The following is a 15,477-nucleotide window of genomic DNA, read 5'->3' as shown; positions in this document are numbered from 1 at the left end:
AGGAATCAGACATGATCACCTACATCGTTCCCCTCGTCCTGATCGGTGGCCTCACCAGCGCCGGGGTCTACCTATTACTGGAACGCACCCTGACCCGGATGTTGTTGGGGCTGTTGCTCATCGGCAACGCCGTCAACCTGCTGCTGCTCAATGTCGGTGGCCCGGCCGGCAACCCGCCGGTATACGGCCGCACCAGCAACGGCGCGCAGACCGATGCCGACCCGTTGGCCCAGGGCATGATCCTGACCGCCATCGTGATCGCGATGGGCATCGCCTCCTTCGTGCTGGCGCTGGCCTACCGGTCCTATCAGCTGACCACTCTCGAAGAGGTCGGCAACGATCCCGAGGACACCAGGGTGGCCGAGCGCGCCGACGACGATGTCGTCGACCGCGACATCCCGGATGTGGTGCCCTCACGCGATACCGACGCACCCGACGAACTCGACGCGCTGCCGGGTGCGGAGGGCTCACGCTGATGACCCTCGCCTCGATCCTCACCCCCCTGCCCGTGCTCATCCCGACCATCGCGGCGGCCATCACCATGGTCGCCGGCCGCAGTCCACGTCTGCAGCAACTGATCTCGCTGACCGCGCTGACCGCCGTGGTGGCGGTATGCGCGGCGCTGCTCTACCTGGTGGACCGCGACGGCACGGTCGCCGTCCAGGTCGGCGGTTGGGGCCAGAGTGAACCCGGGATGGGCCCGCTCGGCATCACGCTGGTGGCCGACCGACTGTCGGTGATGATGCTGGTCGTCTCCTCGATCGTGCTGTTGGCGGTGGTCTTCTACGCCATCGGGCAGGGCATCAGCGATGGCGATGAGCGCCAACCGGTCTCGATCTTCCAGCCCACCTACCTCATCCTGTCCGCGGGTGTGTGCACCGCGTTCCTGGCGGGCGACCTGTTCAACCTGTTCGTCGGTTTCGAGGTGCTGCTCGCCGCCAGCTTCGTCCTGCTGACCATCGGCGGCAGCGCCGAACGGGTCCGGGCCGGCATCTCCTACGTGATGGTGTCGATGGTGTCGTCACTGATCTTCCTGATCGGTATCGCCATGGTGTACGCGGCGACCGGGACCCTCAACATGGCCGAGGTGGCAGTGCGCCTCGCCGACGTACCCGACGGCACCCGCACGGCGTTGTTCGCGGTGCTGCTGGTCGCGTTCGGCATCAAGGCCGCGGTATTTCCGCTGTCGGCCTGGCTGCCGGACTCCTACCCGACCGCGCCCGCGCCGGTGACGGCCGTGTTCGCCGGCCTGTTGACCAAGGTCGGTGTGTACGCGATCATCCGCACTCACTCACTGCTGTTCCCGGGCGGCCGACTCGATGACGTGTTGATGGTGGCGGCACTGCTGACCATGGTGGTCGGCATCCTCGGTGCCATCGCGCAGAACGACATCAAACGGCTGCTGTCCTTCACCCTGGTCAGCCACATCGGCTACATGATCTTCGGTATCGCGCTGGGCAACAGTCTCGGCATGTCCGGCGCCGTCTACTACGTGGCGCACCACATCGTCGTGCAGACCACCCTGTTCCTGGTGGTGGGTCTGATCGAACGACAGGCCGGGGCGTCGACGTTGCAACGCCTCGGCGGACTGGCCGCCGCCAGCCCGATACTGGCGTTCGTGTTCGTCATCCCGGCGCTGAATCTGGGCGGTATACCACCGTTCTCAGGTTTCATCGGCAAGGTCGCGCTCCTCGAAGCCGGCTCCGAGGTCGGGTCCGCGCTGGCCTGGGTGCTGGTCGGTGGCGCCGTCGTCACCAGTCTGCTCACCCTGTACGCGGTGACCCGGGTATGGACGAAGGCGTTCTGGCGGGCCCGCGCGGACGCCCCGGAGGGCGATCTGTCCAACACCGTACCCGCGGCACTGATCGACGATGACGACGATATCGCCTTCGCGGATCGCAACGATGTCGGCCGGATGCCGGTCGGGATGCTGCTGCCCACCGGGGCGCTGATCGCGGTGGGTCTGGCGCTGACGGTGTTCGCCGGGCCGATATACCACTACAGCGAGCGGACGGCCGCGGAGATACTCGATCGCGGTCAGTACATCTCGGCGGTGTTGCAGCCATGAGGAAAGCCACGCTACGAATCTGGACACTGTGCTGGCTGACGCTGGTGTGGATCCTGCTGTGGGGCACGTTTTCAGCCGCCAACATCGCTTCCGGTCTGATGGTCGCGTTGGTGATCACGCTGCTGCTGCCGCTGCCCCGGGTGCCGGTCGAGGGCAGGGTCCGCCCGTTGGCGCTGGTGCGGCTGATCCTCTATGTCTCGGCCCAGCTGGTGGTGTCGTCGTTCCAGGTGGCCTGGCTGGCCATCAGGCCGGGGCCGCCACCGGCCACCGCGGTGCTGCGCGCGCACCTTCCGGTCAAGTCCGATCTGGTGCTGGCGCTGGCGGCCGGCGTGTTGACCCTGATTCCGGGATCGGTGGTGCTGGAGATCGACCAGAAGCGCCGACTCCTCTACCTGCACGTGCTCGACGTGGGATCCGACGAGAACGTCGAGCGGTTCTACCGCCAGGTCAAAACGGTGGAACGACTGATGGTGGCCGCGTTCGAGCGCGACGCCGACTGGCGACCATCGGCCGAGAAGGAGGACGTCTGATGCACCTGGTGTGGATCACCGCGGCGGTGATGCTGTCGGCCGCCGCCGCCATCACGATGTACCGGCTGCTGGCCGGGCCCAGCACCCTCGATCGGCTGGTGGCCCTCGATGCCTTCGTGGCGGTGTCGATGTGCGGGATCGGGACCTGGGCGGCGTTCAGCCTGGACAGCACCGTCACCTACACGCTGACCGCGCTGGCGCTGATCAGTTTCGTCGGTTCGGTGAGCGTGGCCCGGTTCCGGGTGCCCGACCGTGAGAACAACGATCGGAGTGCCCGATGACCGCCGTCGACATCATCACCGCGGTACTCGTGCTGAGCGGTTCTACGTTGGCACTGACCGCGGCCATCGGGGTGGTGCGCTTCCCCGACACGTTGTCCCGCATGCACGCTGCAAGTAAGCCGCAGGTGCTGGGACTGCTGCTGGTGCTGGCCGGGGCCGCGGTCCGGCTCAGCGGCCATCCCGATGTCGGCATGATCATCCTGGCCGGGCTGTTCACCATCTTCACGGCACCGGTGGTCGCCAACCGCGTCGGCCAGCTGGCCTATCGAGAACAGAATGTCCGCGAGAACATCGTCGCCGACGATCTGTTGCACAACCCGTACCCCGACCCGCAGTAGTCACTCCGAGAGCTGGAACTCCACCATCGCCGCGACGGTCTCCACGGCCTCGCTCAGCGCCTCCAGTCGTGCCCGCGCACCCGGCGCTGCCAGCACGGCGTAGCGGTCGGCCTGGCCGATCGGGATGCGAGCAGCCAACGCGTACAGCCGATCTCCGGCCTCCTGGCCGGGTTCGGGTCCGCCCAGCAGATACTCTCGCGGCGGCAGAGTCGCATTGCGTGACTCGGCGATCCGCTCGAACAGTTCCATCACGGTGTCCTCGATGGTGGCGATATCCGCCCCGGACACCGACGGGCCCGCCTCATCGGGCCACGGCATCGTCGTTGCCCGCGGGTAGGGCGCATCGTCGAGCCACTCGGTCACCCTGATCCGCTCGCCGAGCATGCAGCGCAACCGATACAGTCCGTCCCCCAGTTCGGCATGCTCGACGATCCGGGCCAGCACCCCGACGTCGCTGCGCACATCACCGCCACCGACTTCGCGGCCCGCCGCGATCATCACCACGCCGAACACCGGATCGCCGGCCAGGCAGTCGGAAATCATTGCGGTGTAACGCGGCTCGAAGATCCGCAACGGCAGCTCCTCACCGGGAAGCATCGCCATCTCCAGCGGAAACATCGGTGTCATAGTTCCAGCTCCCCGACCAGCGCGTCGACGACGGCGCGCAGATCACCGTCGTGTTCCTCGGCCACCCGGCGCTGCCGCTGATAGGACCCACCGCCCCGGTAGATCCCGGACACCCGCGCCAATTCGTCGGCGCAGCCCAGCGTCACCGCCACCGGCTCGAGCCGGTTCAACAGGTCATCGAGATCGTCGGTGACCAGACGCTCGTTGCTGTCGGCATCCAGGATGATCTCCGCGTCCAGTCCGTAACGCGCTGCGCGCCACTTGTTCTCCTGTACATGCCAGGGCGGCATGGTCGGCAGCTGCTCGCCGGCGTCGAGCCGGCGGTCCAGGTCGACGATCAGGCAATGGGTCAGCGCGACCAGGGCGCCGAGTTCGGCGATATTGGACACCCCGTCGAAGATCCGCACCTCGATGGTTCCCAGATGAGGCGAAGGCCGGATATCCCAGCGGATTTCGTTCATGTGGTCGATGATGCCGGTCTTCTTCTGGTCGTGAACGAAGCCTTCGAACTGCGACCACTCCTGGAATTGGAACGGCAGTCCCGCAGTGGGCAGCTGCTGGAACATCATCGCCCGGTTGCTGGCGTAGCCGGTGTCGTCGCCGTCCCAGTACGGCGATGACGCCGACAGTGCGAGCAGATGCGGGTACTGGTTGAGCAGCGAGGTGATGATGGGCATCACCTTGTGCGCCGAGGAGATTCCGACGTGCACGTGCACACCCCAGATCAGCATCTGCCGACCCCACCACTGGGTGCGCTTGATCAGCTCCGCGTAGCGCGGTCCCTCGGTGAGCTGCTGGGTGGACCACTCCGCGAACGGGTGCGTGCCCGCGCAGAACAGCTCCATCCCGCGTTCCCGCGCGATGCGGCGCACCGGGACCAGGGTGTCGTGCAGGTCGGTCATCGCCTCCGGGACGGTCTCGCAGATCCCGGTGACGATCTCGACGGTATTGCGCAGCAATTCCTTGTGCACATGTGGGGTTTCGCCGATCTCGGCGATCACCGCGGCGGCCTCGTTGCTCAGGTCACGGGTGTGCGCATCGACCAGCGCGAACTCCCATTCGACACCGACCGTCGGCCGGGGTGACCCGGCGAAATCGATTCGGCTGGGACTACTCCGCGGAGATGACACCGCAGGCCACCCGGCCGCCGGCGTCACCCGTTGACAGCGTCTGCTGGTCAGGACCGGGGGTGCCGTTGACCTGCTGGTACTTCTCGGCAGGGATGTTTCCGAAGTTGTCGGCCTTCTCGTGGATGACGATCGCGGTCTTGGTCCCTGCGAGCAGTTCCTCGGCGGTGAAGGCGTCGGTGGTGGTCACCAGTTTGGCCGAGCCGTCGCTGCGGACCTGCAACGAGCTGAGGTCGCCGCTGGAGGGATGCCCGGAGTGCCCCTCGGCCTGGAAGTGCCCACCGGCACTGGTGAAATCGCCCTCACACGAGCCGACCTGATGGATGTGCAGGCCGTGGAAGCCCGGCGTCAGTTCGCCCGCGGTGGTGGTCTCGACGGTCACGGTCGCGAAGCCGTCGGTGAATTCGATCGTGGCGGTGGCCACCTCGGTGCCGTCCGCGGCCGCCAGGCTCGCGGTCAGCGTCTCGCCACTGGTCGCGCCGGAACCCTGGGCGGCTTCGCCGGACGGCGTCGGTGACGGCGATCCGGTCCACACCGGCGGAGTGGTGCCCGGCTCAGTGGCGACCGGCTCGTTGGGCGAGCACGCAGCAGCGATCGGGACGATGACGGCGGCAGCGGCGAGAAGGCGAATCGTGGCTGAGATCGGCATGTCCGAGAGCCTAGCCGGTGACCACCACGATGACGCCCGGTGGTTGCTCGACGAGTTCGGGGCGTCGCGGCTCGACCGGCGCCTCCAGCAGCCTGCCGACGTCCTCGGCGGCCTCGCGCTCGCCCGGTGCCTCACCGAAGTACACCGTCGTCACCGGTACGCCCTCCAGAACCAGGTTCCCGGTCTCGGTGACATTCCACTCGGCATCGCGCAGGCGGGTGGCCGTCCCCTCGGCCGCGCCGGGCACCTCGGAGATGTTGAACACCCGGACCTCGGCCCTGGCCTGGTCGGGCTCCGGGGAGGGTTCGGCGCTGGAGGTGGCGCTGCTGGTGGTGGTGCTCACCACGGCGGCATCGCCGTCGGCATCGTCGTCGGGACCCAGGTACTGGAGCGCAACCAGCAGGAACACCACGCCGAGAAAGAGCAGCACCATGACCATGGCGCGCAGAGGCAGCCCGGAAGAGTCTCGCTGGTTCATCGGGGGCAAGCCTAACGGCTCAGGTGATGTCGAAGCCGAGCCGCCGGGCCGCCTTCGCCTTCTGCCGGCTCGCACGCACCCGTCGCAGCCGCTTGACCAGCATCGGGTCCGCGGCCAGGGCCTCGGGACGGTCCACCAAAGCGTTGAGCACCTGGTAGTACCGAGTCGCCGACATGGAGAAGAGCTCCTTGATGGCGTCTTCCTTGGATCCCGCGTACTTCCACCACTGGCGTTCGAACGCCAGGATGTCGTGTTCGCGGCGGGTCAGCCCGTCCGCAGGTTCGGAGTCGTCCCCGGATTGGCCGGTCCGCGCGATGGCGCCATCCATATCGCTCTCAGGACCCTTCCGATAACTCGCAAATGACATTCATGTGGTTCGGCGATCATTCAATCACGGCCCCGGTAGTTGAGGCGTGATCGTTACCCGCGCGTCGGCTGACTTAAGCTAGCCAACCGTGGCTGTCGTACCAATCCGCATTGTGGGAGATCCCGTCCTGCACACCCCGACCACTCCCGTGCCTGTCGCCGCCGACGGAACGCTACCGGCCGAACTGGCCGAGCTGATCGCCGACATGTACGACACCATGGACGCAGCAAACGGTGTCGGCCTGGCCGCCAACCAGATCGGGCGCACCGAGCGGGTGTTCGTCTACGACTGCGCCGAGGACCGCGGCAAGACCGCGCGCCGGCGCGGCGTGATCATCAACCCGGTGCTGGAGACCTCCGAGGTCCCCGAGACGATGCCCGACCCCGACGACGATGACGAGGGCTGCCTGTCGGTGCCCGGCGAATCCTTCCCGACGGGCCGCGCGGACTGGGCCCGGGTGACCGGCCTGGACGCCGATGGCACCGAGATCACCCTGGAGGGCACCGGCCTGTTCGCGCGGATGCTGCAGCACGAGACCGGCCACCTGGACGGGTTCACCTATCTGGACCGCCTGATCGGCAGGCACGCGCGCGCCGCCAAGCGAATGGTGAAGTCGAACCAGTGGGGGGTTCCGGGGTTGAGTTGGCTGCCCGGCGAGGACCCCGACCCGTTCGGCCACTAGACCATGCCGTCCGTCGGCGCCCGGGTGTCCCTGCGTTACCGCATGCCTGAATCCCTGACCGACGTGGTCGGGCACCTGGAGGCGCTGGACCCCATCGTGGTGGTGCGCACCAAATCCGGTGAGACCGTCGAGATCGATCCCGCCGATGTGGTGTCGGTGCGTGAGTTGTCCCACGCGCCGGTCCGCAACTCCGAGATCCGCGCCGTGGAGCACGCGGCCGCCCTGGCCTGGCCCGGTACCGAACAGCACTGGTGCGACGGCTGGCTGTTGCGCGCCGGTGGCGGACACACCAGCCGGGCCAATTCTGCTGTCCCGTTGCTCTTCTCGTCGAGCACCGAAGCGCTGCCCGCCATCATCGCCTGGTACACCGAGCGCCATCTGGAGCCGTGGCTGGCCCTGCCGGAGCGGCTGCTGCCCCTGAAGAACCCGGGTATCAAACCCACCCGCATGCTGGTCCGCAACCTGACGACGCCCTCCCCATCCCCGTCGCCCACCGCCGAGCTGGCCGACAGGCCCAGCCAGGCGTGGCTGCAGACCTACCAGCGCGATGTGCCCTCAGCCGTCCTGACCGCCGTCCTCGAAGGCACGGTGACGTTCGCATCCCTGCCCGATGCGGTCGGCCGGGGCGCGGTCACCACCGCACCGGACGGCGTCCGCTGGCTCGGCGTGTCGTGCGTGCGTGTCGCGGAATCGTCGCGGCGCACCGGACTGGCCCGCGCGATCTGCTCGGCGCTGCAGGCCTGGGGGGCCGAACAGGGTGCGACCCGCGCCTATGTCCAGGTCCTCGACGACAACCAACCGGCGCTGGCGCTCTACGAGTCCGCCGGATTCCGGCTGCATCACCGTCACCGCTATGTGCGCGCAGATAACCTCGTGGCCCATGCGTGAGTTACTCGATGCCAACCGCGAGGTGCAGGGCTCGCGCGCACTGCGGCTGCTGGCCACCGCGAACCTCGCGGTGTACGCCACGCTGATGGAACGCCACCTGTTCGAGGGCCTGGTCGGCGAGACCGAGCTGGTGGTCCGGCTGGAACGCGACCTGGAGGCGCTCCATGAGACCGGCGAACAGTCCGGTCTGGCGCTGATCAAGACGTGGGCCAGCCAGGGCTGGCTGCATCGCGTGGCGAGCGGGGAGCGCAACGTCTGCTACCTGACCCAGGATGCGCGCCGCGCCCTGGACTTCGTGCGCGGGATGCGCCGCAACGACACCATCGCCACCGGCGGCTCCATCAACGGCATCGCCTCGCGGCTCAAGCAGGTCGCCATCCGCGTCGGTGACGACCCGGACCGGATCCGGGCGGGCATCGAGGCCGAGATCGCGGTGCTGCACGCCGAACTCGACGAACTCGACGCCGGTCAGCGGCCCGAACCCGATGTCACCGCCATGTACGACGAGGCCCGCGCCATCGCGATGCAGATGGAACGCCTGATCACCGATATCGGGCTGTACGGCACCATGATCGAACAGGCCACCTCGGCGCTGGACGACCCGATAGACACCAATGTCGAATACCGCGACCGGCAGCGCCAGATGTACGCCGACTATCAGGCGGCCTGGGATTCCGCGGGCCGCGATTCGCACCGGGCGTTCCTGCGGATGATCAACGACCCCGATCAGCGGGCCGAGCTCGAGGCCGATATCGCCACCGTGGCCGCCACCCTTCCCGAACTCGATCCGGCGCTGCGCAAGGTGATGGCCGGCTTCTTCGAGCTGGTCGGCCACCAGATCGACGAGGTCGAGCGCATCCAGCAGCGGTGCGCCCAGCGGGTCAAGCGGTTCACCGCGTTCGGCACACTGGAACAGACCCGTGGGGTGGCCCGTCAGCTCAACGAGGCCATCGGCACCGCACGGGCCCTGCTCAAGGAATCGTTCACCGACTCCCGTCTTCCCATCGAGGTGCCGCTGGCCCGGCATACGATCAGCTCGGTCGGCGCGCTGAGCTTCCGCATCAACGACCTGTCCGCGCCCAAGCCCGCCGAGACGGCCGACGGCGAGGTGGACCTGAGCACCTTCTCGTCGCTGACCACCCAGGTCGATGCACCCGCGCTGTCGAAGATGCTGAATTCGTCACTGCCGGTGTCACTCCCGGATGCGCTGGCCATGCTGGACGCACCGTATCTGGGGCACGTGATCGTGCTCTGGTCGTGGGCGCTCAAGCAACCGTCCACACTGGACGCAGTACCGGTCACGGTCCGATTCCACTCGCTGGACGGCCATGACCGCGAGATGGAGGTTCCGCACCTGATGTTCACCGAGCCCGTCCTGGATGGCGCCTCATGACCGAAACACCAGTCGATTTCGCGTCCCTGCCCGACGTCGACACGACGGGACGCGCGCCCCAGCAACGGCGTCCGCGTTTCGACGGCGATGTCAGCGCCATGCCCGACCGCGCCTGCTGGGCGCTGCAGCACCTGCTGACCCGGCGATATGTCAGCAGCGAGTCCGACCCGGACATCTACAGCTGGATCCTGGAGTACCGCACCGAGCTGTCGGTCCGGTTGTCGGAGTTGGATCTCGCGCTGCGGATCGCCGAGCAGGTCGACATCGCCTTCATCGAGCAGGCCCGCTACGAACCGAGCAGGGGCGCCAAGCTGCTGCGCCGCGAACCGCTGGGCACCTACGACTCGATCCTGGCGCTGCACCTGGCCCAGATGATGCGCGCCGGTGGGGATTCCAGCTTCCTCATTACCCGCGATGAGGTGCATGGCCTGTTCTCCGGTGTGCTCAACGACACCGACCGCGACACGGTGACCTTCACCGCGCGTATCGACGCGGCCATCGCCCGCCTCGCCGGTCTGGAGATCCTGCGCAAGACCCGCGATGACGAGGACAGCTACACCGTCAGCCCGGTGATCACCGCGATCATGACGGCCTCGGTCATCACCGAACTACAGCAGCAGTTCGAACAGCTCCGCAACGGCGGTTCGGAATGAGTGAACAGTTCCACCTGTCCCGCCTGCAGGTCATCAACTGGGGTGTCTTCGACGGCTACCACTCGGTGCCCATCAGCGCCGGCGGATCGCTGATCGCTGGGGCCTCCGGCAGCGGCAAATCCTCACTGCTGGACGCCATCTCGCTCGGTTTTCTGCCGTTCAACCGGCGCAACTTCAACGCCTCGGGCGACAATACGGCCGCCGGTTCCAGCGCCGGGCGGCGCACCGTGGACAAGTACGTGCGCGGTGCCTGGGGCCAGCGCAGCGACGCCGGGGTCAGCCAAGTCATCTATCTGCGCGGCGAGGGCACCACCTGGTCGGCGGTCGCGGTCACCTACACCAGCAACACCGGCCGCTCGATCACCGGACTGGTGCTCAAATGGCTCACCGGCGAGTCGCGTTCGGACTCGTCGAGCAGGTTCGTGCTCGGCGACGGCGATATCGACATCGAGGAGGTCTGCAACCGCTGGGCGGCCGCACGCTTCGACAACGGCGCTTTCAAAGATGGGGGCTGGCGGTTCTCCACCAAGGTGGAATCCCAGTATCTGGCCCAGCTGTATGCCTCCATCGGGATCCGCGCCTCCGAGGCCGCCCAGCAGCTGCTCGGAAAAGCCAAGTCGCTCAAGAGCGTCGGCGGTCTGGAACAGTTCGTCCGCGATTTCATGCTCGATGAACCCGACAGCCTGGCCCGGCTGCCCGAAGCCCTCAAGCAGATAGACCCGCTGGTGGAGGCCCGCGAGTTGCTGGCGGTCGCGCAGCGCAAGCGCAAGATCCTCGGTGATATCGAGACCATCCAGATCCGCTACGCCTCGGAGTCCTCCGATCTCGGCATCATCGATCTGGTCGACACGCAGATGGTGCGCGCCTACACCGATCATGTCCGGCTGCAGCAGTGCCCGGCCCAGGTCGAGAACCTGGACAGCACCATCGACCAGCTGGAGAACGAGTACGGCGACCTGACTCGGCAGCTCAATCTGGCCAAGGCCGAGGGTGACTCGCTCAACGCCCAGATCAGCGGTGCCAGCACCAACGTCGGCCCGCTGCAATCGCAGGTGGCCGCCGCCGAGGCGCAGGCCGAGGAGATCACCCGACGTTACGCCGCCTATGAGGAGATGGTCTCCGCGCAGGGCCTGCCGGTCCCCGAAACCGCGGACGAATTCTGGAACTTGCGCGAGGATCTCAGCAAGCAGGCCGCCGGGCTCGCAGTGAAGCTGGAACGCGGCCGGGAAGCCTCCACCGACGCCGAGTACGCCCAGAAGGCGGCACGGATCGCGCGCGATCACGCGGCCAAGGAGCTCAAACGCGTCGAACAGGTGGGTTCGGCGCTGCCGGAGTTCGCGGTGACCATGCGCGAACACATCTGCACCGCAGTCGGTATCGATCCCTCGGCGCTGCCCTATGTCGCCGAACTGATGGACCTGCGTCCCGAGGAGAACCGCTGGCGCGCCGCGGTCGAGAAGGTGCTGCGTTCGGTCGGGCTGCGACTGCTGGTACCCGATGAGCACTACGCCAAGGTGCTGCGCTTCGTCAACGAGACCAACATGCGTGGGCGGCTCGCGCTGCACCATGTGCGGATCAACGCCCCCGACCGCGTACCCGAGCCGAACACGCTGGCGGGCAAGCTGTTCGTCGTCAACCCCGACCATCCTTGCGCGGCCGAGGCGCTCGACGTCCTCAGCGCCGCAGGTGACCACATCTGTGTGGACACCCCGGATCTGTTCACCCGGTTCCGCCGCGCGGTCACCGATGCCGGTCTGTACAAGGACTCCGATCGGTTGGCCATCAAGGACGACCGCCGTGCCCTCAAACCGTCCGAGTACATCTACCAGGGTGATATCACCGCCAAGCTGGACGCACTGACCGGCGAATTGGCGGAAGCCGAAGAGACTTTCACGCAGGCCCGCCAGGCCGCCGACGATATCGCTGCCGGGCGCCAGCAGTGGCGGGACCGCGCCGCGGCCTGCAAGGCCATCTGCGAGCAGTTCCCGCAGTGGAGCCAGATCGACACCGAGACCGCCGACGGACATGCCGACCGGTTGCGCGAGCAGTACGACCTGCTGATGGCCGACAATCCCGATGTGGAGGCGCTCAGCGTCCGCGCCGAGGAGTGCTGGAACGACATCCAGACCCTGATGACGCGACGCGGGGCCGTGCAGACGCGGCGCGACGATCTCGACGGGCGCCGCACCCGGCTGATGGATCTACAGGACCGGTTGGCTCCGGCGGCGATCTCGGATGCCGCCACCGACCTGCTGCGGCGCTATTCCGCCGAGGTACCGGTCGCCTTGGAGCTGCTGAACCCGGAACCACACCGCGAGGCTCTCCTTGGCGCGATCCGGCGCGAGCGCGATCAACTCACCGAAAGCCGCAGGCGGTCCCATGACGAACTGGCGCGCATCATCGCCACCTTCGACACCTCGTTCCCCGATGCCATCCCCAACGACTCCGAGGATTTCGACGAGCGGGTCCACGATTACGTCGCCGTCTGCCGCCACATCGATGAACGCGAGCTTCCGGACGCCTATGACCGGATGATGCGGCTGATCACCGAGCAGGCCCCCGATGCCATCCTGACCCTGCACCGGGTGGCCGAGCAGGAGACCCGGCGGATCAGCGACCAGATCGACAGGGTCAACACCGGTTTGGGTTCGGTGGAGTTCAACCGCGGAACCCGGTTGACGCTGCGCGCCACCCCTCGCAGCCTGGTCGCGGTGGCCGAGCTCACCGACATCGTCAAGTCCATCTCGCGCCGTATCGCCGAGGTGGGTCTCGGGGACAAGAAGGCGATCCTGGATCAGTACGCAGACATTCTGCGGCTTCGTAATCGGCTGGCCGGCAACAGTCCCGAGGACCGAGCCTGGACCCGGGACGCTCTCGATGTGCGCAACCGGTTCACCTTCGACTGTGCCGAGTGGGATGTGCGCAGCGAGGAGCTGATCCGGACGCACAGCAATGCCGGCGACAACTCCGGCGGCGAGCAGGAGAAGTTGATGGCGTTCTGTCTCGCGGGCGCGCTGAGCTTCAACCTGGCCAATCCCGACAGCGGGGACAACAAACCGGTTTTTGCACAGCTGATGCTGGACGAGGCGTTCTCCAAGTCCGATCCGCAGTTCGCCCAGCAGGCCCTGCAGGCGTTCCGCAAGTTCGGGTTCCAGCTCGTCATCGTCGCGACCGTGCAGAACGCCACCACCATCCAGCCCTATATCGATGGGGTGGTCATGGTGTCCAAGACCGAGGCGACCGGCCGCAATGCCCGCCCCGTCGCATCGGTCGCGACCAAGACGATCAGCGATTTCACTGCGCTGCGTAGAGAACTCAAGATCCCGGAGCCCGTCTGATGCGTATTGCCACCTGGAACGTCAACTCCATTCGCACCCGGGTGGACCGGGTGACCGACTGGCTGTCGCGCGCCGATGTCGACGTGCTGGCCATGCAGGAGACCAAGTGCACCGATGCGCAGTTCCCGGCGATGCCGTTCGCCGCGCTCGGTTACGAGATCGCCCATGTGGGGCTCAACCAGTGGAACGGGGTGGCGATCGCCTCCCGTGTCGGACTGGACAACGTGGAGATCGGCTTCGACGGCCAGCCCGAATGGCAGGCGCTTGCCGAGGCCAGGGCCATCGGTGCGACGTGCGGCGGTGTGCGGGTCTGGAGCCTCTATGTCCCCAACGGCCGCACCCTGGCCGACCCGCACTATCCGTACAAGCTGGAATGGCTTGCCGCCCTGCGGGACAGCGCAGCCAAGTGGATCGCCGACGATCCGTCGCTGCCGGTCGCGCTGACCGGTGACTGGAACATCGCCCCCACCGACGAGGACGTCTGGGATCCCGCGGCCTTCGAGGGGTCCACCCACGTGTCTGCGCCGGAGCGGGCGGCCTTCCAGGCGATGGTCGATGCCGGATTCACAGACGTGGTGCGGCCTTTCACTCCGGGGCCCGGCGTCTACACCTACTGGGACTACACCCAGCTGCGGTTCCCCAAGAAACAGGGCATGCGCATCGACTTCATCCTCGGATCCGCCGCGCTCGGCGAGCGGGTGACCCACGCCGAGATCGTCCGCGAGGAACGCAAAGGCAAGTCGCCCAGCGATCATGCTCCCGTACTGATCGAGGTGTCGTGATGGATCTGCTGCCGAAGGCCACCCTGTCGGACAATGACGTGGCCGACGCGCTCGCGCGTGCCGCGGCGCTGTCCGAACTGATCCTGGATGTACTCGCAGAGTTCGATCCGCTCGGAGTCCGGCAGCATCTCGAATTCCTCGAGGTGCCCGGCACCGAGGCGTGGGAGGCCAAGAGCCGTGCCGAACGGGTCAGCTGGTGGATCTGGCGGGTAGGTCTGCTGGACACCGTCGCGGTGGCCTGGCCCGGCGCCCTCGGGGCACTGGCCAGCCGGTTGCCGATCCAGGATTTGCTGGGCTTCGCCGGCCAGACACTCATCCTGTGCGCGGTGGCACGCGAGTATGAGCTGACCGACCGGAAGGACCTGGTGCGGATGCTGGCCTCGGTGCTGTGCGGGCGCGAGATCCCCGACCCACCGCTGCCGGACACCGACGAGCCATGGCCGGACAACATCGTGCAGAAACTGTGGCACCTCGCCGGCATCCTCAACGCCGTCGGCGATGAGCTCGGCAAGCGGCCGCACCCGCGGCGAATCTTCCGCTATATCGGCATGCTCCCGGTGATCGGGGCGGTCGCCGCCTACCTCGGCGAATACGGAGCCCTGCACCGCGCGGCCAAGGCCGCCGAATTGTGGATCACGAAGGCTTGACGCCGACGGTGATCAGATCGGAGACCGGCGTCCACACCGGCCGGCGCACCCGATGCTGTTCCTCGACCCGGAAACCGGCCTCCACGAACAGCTTTCGCATCGCATCCGGGGTCGGCGCATGGGCCGGAGCGCCCAGACCCGCCGACAACGCGTGCAGCGGCGGGAACGCCTGACGCGGGCTCATGGTGGTGACGGCGACGATGCCGCCCGGCATCAGCACCCGGTGGAACTCCCTGAGCGCGGCCGGCTGATCGAAGAAGTGAAAGGCCGAGGTGGTCACCACCGCGTCCAGGAAGCCGTCCTCGAAGGGCAGTTGCTCGGCCGGCGACGACATCCAGCGCACCCGGTCCGAGCGCTGACGGGCCTGAGCGAGCATGCCGTCGGACATGTCGAGGCCGTACACCTCGTCGGGGCGCAGATCCCGCTGGATGCGGGCGGCCAGGATGCCGGTGCCGCACGCCACGTCGGCGATCTGCATGCAATCGTGGCTGCGGAGCTGCTCGATGACTTCGTCCTGGGCGGGCTTGTAGACAAACCGCTGCAGGCACGCCGTGTCATAGGCCGGGGCGGCGAAACTCCAGAACCGGGTGATCGCGTCGTTGAAGGCCCTGCGCTGAATGGTCGTCACC

Annotated in this window: 18 protein-coding genes; 12 read left to right on the top strand and 6 right to left on the bottom strand. The window is 67.2% G+C overall.

Annotated features, from left to right (window positions below):
* The first annotated feature begins 11 nt into the window (after nt 1-11).
* The 5 genes from C6A86_RS03110 to mnhG are packed head-to-tail and all read left to right on the top strand — an operon-like array spanning nt 12 to nt 3,217.
* Complete coding sequence (locus C6A86_RS03110) at nt 12-476, top strand: Na(+)/H(+) antiporter subunit C (RefSeq protein ID WP_105364945.1); 465 nt, start codon at nt 12-14, stop codon at nt 474-476.
* Nucleotides 476-2,068, top strand: a complete 1,593-nt coding sequence (locus tag C6A86_RS03105; RefSeq protein WP_105364946.1) for a Na+/H+ antiporter subunit D — start codon at nt 476-478, stop codon at nt 2,066-2,068. The genes C6A86_RS03110 and C6A86_RS03105 overlap by 1 nt, the downstream gene beginning before the upstream one ends.
* Nucleotides 2,065-2,598 carry a Na+/H+ antiporter subunit E gene (locus tag C6A86_RS03100; RefSeq protein WP_105364947.1) on the top strand — a complete coding sequence of 178 codons (534 nt, stop codon included), beginning with the start codon at nt 2,065-2,067 and terminating at the stop codon, nt 2,596-2,598. Before C6A86_RS03105 ends, C6A86_RS03100 begins: the two co-directional genes overlap by 4 nt.
* Nucleotides 2,598-2,879, top strand: coding sequence for a monovalent cation/H+ antiporter complex subunit F (locus C6A86_RS03095; protein WP_105364948.1), 282 nt, complete (start codon nt 2,598-2,600; stop codon nt 2,877-2,879). The genes C6A86_RS03100 and C6A86_RS03095 overlap by 1 nt, the downstream gene beginning before the upstream one ends.
* Entirely contained in the window at nt 2,876-3,217 is a 342-nt protein-coding gene (mnhG, locus tag C6A86_RS03090; RefSeq protein ID WP_105364949.1) for a monovalent cation/H(+) antiporter subunit G, read from the top strand. The genes C6A86_RS03095 and mnhG overlap by 4 nt, the downstream gene beginning before the upstream one ends.
* On the opposite strand, the gene C6A86_RS03085 is transcribed toward mnhG, so the two are convergent.
* The 5 genes from C6A86_RS03085 to C6A86_RS03065 are packed head-to-tail and all read right to left on the bottom strand — an operon-like array spanning nt 3,218 to nt 6,426.
* Nucleotides 3,218-3,835: an LON peptidase substrate-binding domain-containing protein gene (locus C6A86_RS03085; protein ID WP_105364965.1), complete on the bottom strand. Its 618-nt coding sequence runs from the start codon at nt 3,833-3,835 to the stop codon at nt 3,218-3,220. It abuts the gene before it with no gap.
* A gap of 5 nt (nt 3,836-3,840) precedes the next feature.
* Entirely contained in the window at nt 3,841-4,974 is a 1,134-nt protein-coding gene (locus C6A86_RS03080) for a glutamate--cysteine ligase (protein ID WP_105364964.1), read from the bottom strand.
* Entirely contained in the window at nt 4,955-5,620 is a 666-nt protein-coding gene (sodC, locus tag C6A86_RS03075; protein ID WP_105364950.1) for a superoxide dismutase[Cu-Zn], read from the bottom strand. The genes C6A86_RS03080 and sodC overlap by 20 nt, the downstream gene beginning before the upstream one ends.
* A 10-nt stretch (nt 5,621-5,630) precedes the next feature.
* Nucleotides 5,631-6,098: a LytR C-terminal domain-containing protein gene (locus tag C6A86_RS03070; protein ID WP_105364951.1), complete on the bottom strand. Its 468-nt coding sequence runs from the start codon at nt 6,096-6,098 to the stop codon at nt 5,631-5,633.
* A gap of 19 nt (nt 6,099-6,117) precedes the next feature.
* Nucleotides 6,118-6,426 carry a DUF3263 domain-containing protein gene (locus C6A86_RS03065; RefSeq protein WP_019513723.1) on the bottom strand — a complete coding sequence of 103 codons (309 nt, stop codon included), beginning with the start codon at nt 6,424-6,426 and terminating at the stop codon, nt 6,118-6,120.
* A 127-nt stretch (nt 6,427-6,553) separates the two neighbouring features.
* Between C6A86_RS03065 and C6A86_RS03060 the strand changes: the two genes are divergently transcribed.
* From C6A86_RS03060 to C6A86_RS03030, 7 genes are read left to right on the top strand one after another with little or no spacing between them, the layout of a single operon-like run.
* Nucleotides 6,554-7,147, top strand: a complete 594-nt coding sequence (locus C6A86_RS03060; RefSeq protein ID WP_105364952.1) for a peptide deformylase — start codon at nt 6,554-6,556, stop codon at nt 7,145-7,147.
* A gap of 42 nt (nt 7,148-7,189) precedes the next feature.
* Nucleotides 7,190-8,035: a GNAT family N-acetyltransferase gene (locus C6A86_RS03055; RefSeq protein WP_396834645.1), complete on the top strand. Its 846-nt coding sequence runs from the start codon at nt 7,190-7,192 to the stop codon at nt 8,033-8,035.
* Nucleotides 8,028-9,428, top strand: coding sequence for a DUF3375 domain-containing protein (locus tag C6A86_RS03050; RefSeq protein WP_105364954.1), 1,401 nt, complete (start codon nt 8,028-8,030; stop codon nt 9,426-9,428). Before C6A86_RS03055 ends, C6A86_RS03050 begins: the two co-directional genes overlap by 8 nt.
* Entirely contained in the window at nt 9,425-10,081 is a 657-nt protein-coding gene (locus tag C6A86_RS03045) for a DUF4194 domain-containing protein (RefSeq protein WP_105364955.1), read from the top strand. The genes C6A86_RS03050 and C6A86_RS03045 overlap by 4 nt, the downstream gene beginning before the upstream one ends.
* Complete coding sequence (locus tag C6A86_RS03040) at nt 10,078-13,419, top strand: ATP-binding protein (protein WP_105364956.1); 3,342 nt, start codon at nt 10,078-10,080, stop codon at nt 13,417-13,419. Before C6A86_RS03045 ends, C6A86_RS03040 begins: the two co-directional genes overlap by 4 nt.
* Nucleotides 13,419-14,201 carry an exodeoxyribonuclease III gene (locus C6A86_RS03035; RefSeq protein ID WP_105364957.1) on the top strand — a complete coding sequence of 261 codons (783 nt, stop codon included), beginning with the start codon at nt 13,419-13,421 and terminating at the stop codon, nt 14,199-14,201. Before C6A86_RS03040 ends, C6A86_RS03035 begins: the two co-directional genes overlap by 1 nt.
* A complete protein-coding gene (locus C6A86_RS03030) occupies nt 14,201-14,848 on the top strand; it encodes a hypothetical protein (protein WP_105364958.1) in 648 nt (215 codons plus the stop codon). Before C6A86_RS03035 ends, C6A86_RS03030 begins: the two co-directional genes overlap by 1 nt.
* Here the strand turns inward: C6A86_RS03030 and C6A86_RS03025 are convergent.
* Entirely contained in the window at nt 14,835-15,476 is a 642-nt protein-coding gene (locus C6A86_RS03025) for a class I SAM-dependent methyltransferase (protein ID WP_105364966.1), read from the bottom strand. The two genes, C6A86_RS03030 and C6A86_RS03025, sit on opposite strands and share 14 nt — an antisense overlap.
* Nucleotide 15,477 lies beyond the last annotated feature (1 nt).

It is taken from the genome of Mycobacterium sp. ITM-2016-00316, from assembly GCF_002968335.2.
Lineage (GTDB): Bacteria > Actinomycetota > Actinomycetes > Mycobacteriales > Mycobacteriaceae > Mycobacterium.
Note: the sequence above shows the minus strand (reverse complement) of the source record. Positions and strands in the feature narration are given on the sequence as shown.

What these genes read in the sequence shown, in the direction of transcription:
- C6A86_RS03110 (WP_105364945.1), top strand. Translation starts at nt 12, where the DNA reads ATGATCACCTACATCGTTCCCCTCGTCCTGATCGGTGGCCTCACCAGC.
- C6A86_RS03105 (WP_105364946.1), top strand. Translation starts at nt 476, where the DNA reads ATGACCCTCGCCTCGATCCTCACCCCCCTGCCCGTGCTCATCCCGACC.
- C6A86_RS03100 (WP_105364947.1), top strand. Translation starts at nt 2,065, where the DNA reads ATGAGGAAAGCCACGCTACGAATCTGGACACTGTGCTGGCTGACGCTG.
- C6A86_RS03095 (WP_105364948.1), top strand. Translation starts at nt 2,598, where the DNA reads ATGCACCTGGTGTGGATCACCGCGGCGGTGATGCTGTCGGCCGCCGCC.
- mnhG (WP_105364949.1), top strand. Translation starts at nt 2,876, where the DNA reads ATGACCGCCGTCGACATCATCACCGCGGTACTCGTGCTGAGCGGTTCT.
- C6A86_RS03085 (WP_105364965.1), bottom strand. Translation starts at nt 3,835, where the DNA reads ATGTTTCCGCTGGAGATGGCGATGCTTCCCGGTGAGGAGCTGCCGTTG.
- sodC (WP_105364950.1), bottom strand. Translation starts at nt 5,620, where the DNA reads ATGCCGATCTCAGCCACGATTCGCCTTCTCGCCGCTGCCGCCGTCATC.
- C6A86_RS03070 (WP_105364951.1), bottom strand. Translation starts at nt 6,098, where the DNA reads ATGAACCAGCGAGACTCTTCCGGGCTGCCTCTGCGCGCCATGGTCATG.
- C6A86_RS03065 (WP_019513723.1), bottom strand. Translation starts at nt 6,426, where the DNA reads ATGGATGGCGCCATCGCGCGGACCGGCCAATCCGGGGACGACTCCGAA.
- C6A86_RS03055 (WP_396834645.1), top strand. Translation starts at nt 7,190, where the DNA reads ATGCCTGAATCCCTGACCGACGTGGTCGGGCACCTGGAGGCGCTGGAC.
- C6A86_RS03050 (WP_105364954.1), top strand. Translation starts at nt 8,028, where the DNA reads ATGCGTGAGTTACTCGATGCCAACCGCGAGGTGCAGGGCTCGCGCGCA.
- C6A86_RS03045 (WP_105364955.1), top strand. Translation starts at nt 9,425, where the DNA reads ATGACCGAAACACCAGTCGATTTCGCGTCCCTGCCCGACGTCGACACG.
- C6A86_RS03040 (WP_105364956.1), top strand. Translation starts at nt 10,078, where the DNA reads ATGAGTGAACAGTTCCACCTGTCCCGCCTGCAGGTCATCAACTGGGGT.
- C6A86_RS03035 (WP_105364957.1), top strand. Translation starts at nt 13,419, where the DNA reads ATGCGTATTGCCACCTGGAACGTCAACTCCATTCGCACCCGGGTGGAC.
- C6A86_RS03030 (WP_105364958.1), top strand. Translation starts at nt 14,201, where the DNA reads ATGGATCTGCTGCCGAAGGCCACCCTGTCGGACAATGACGTGGCCGAC.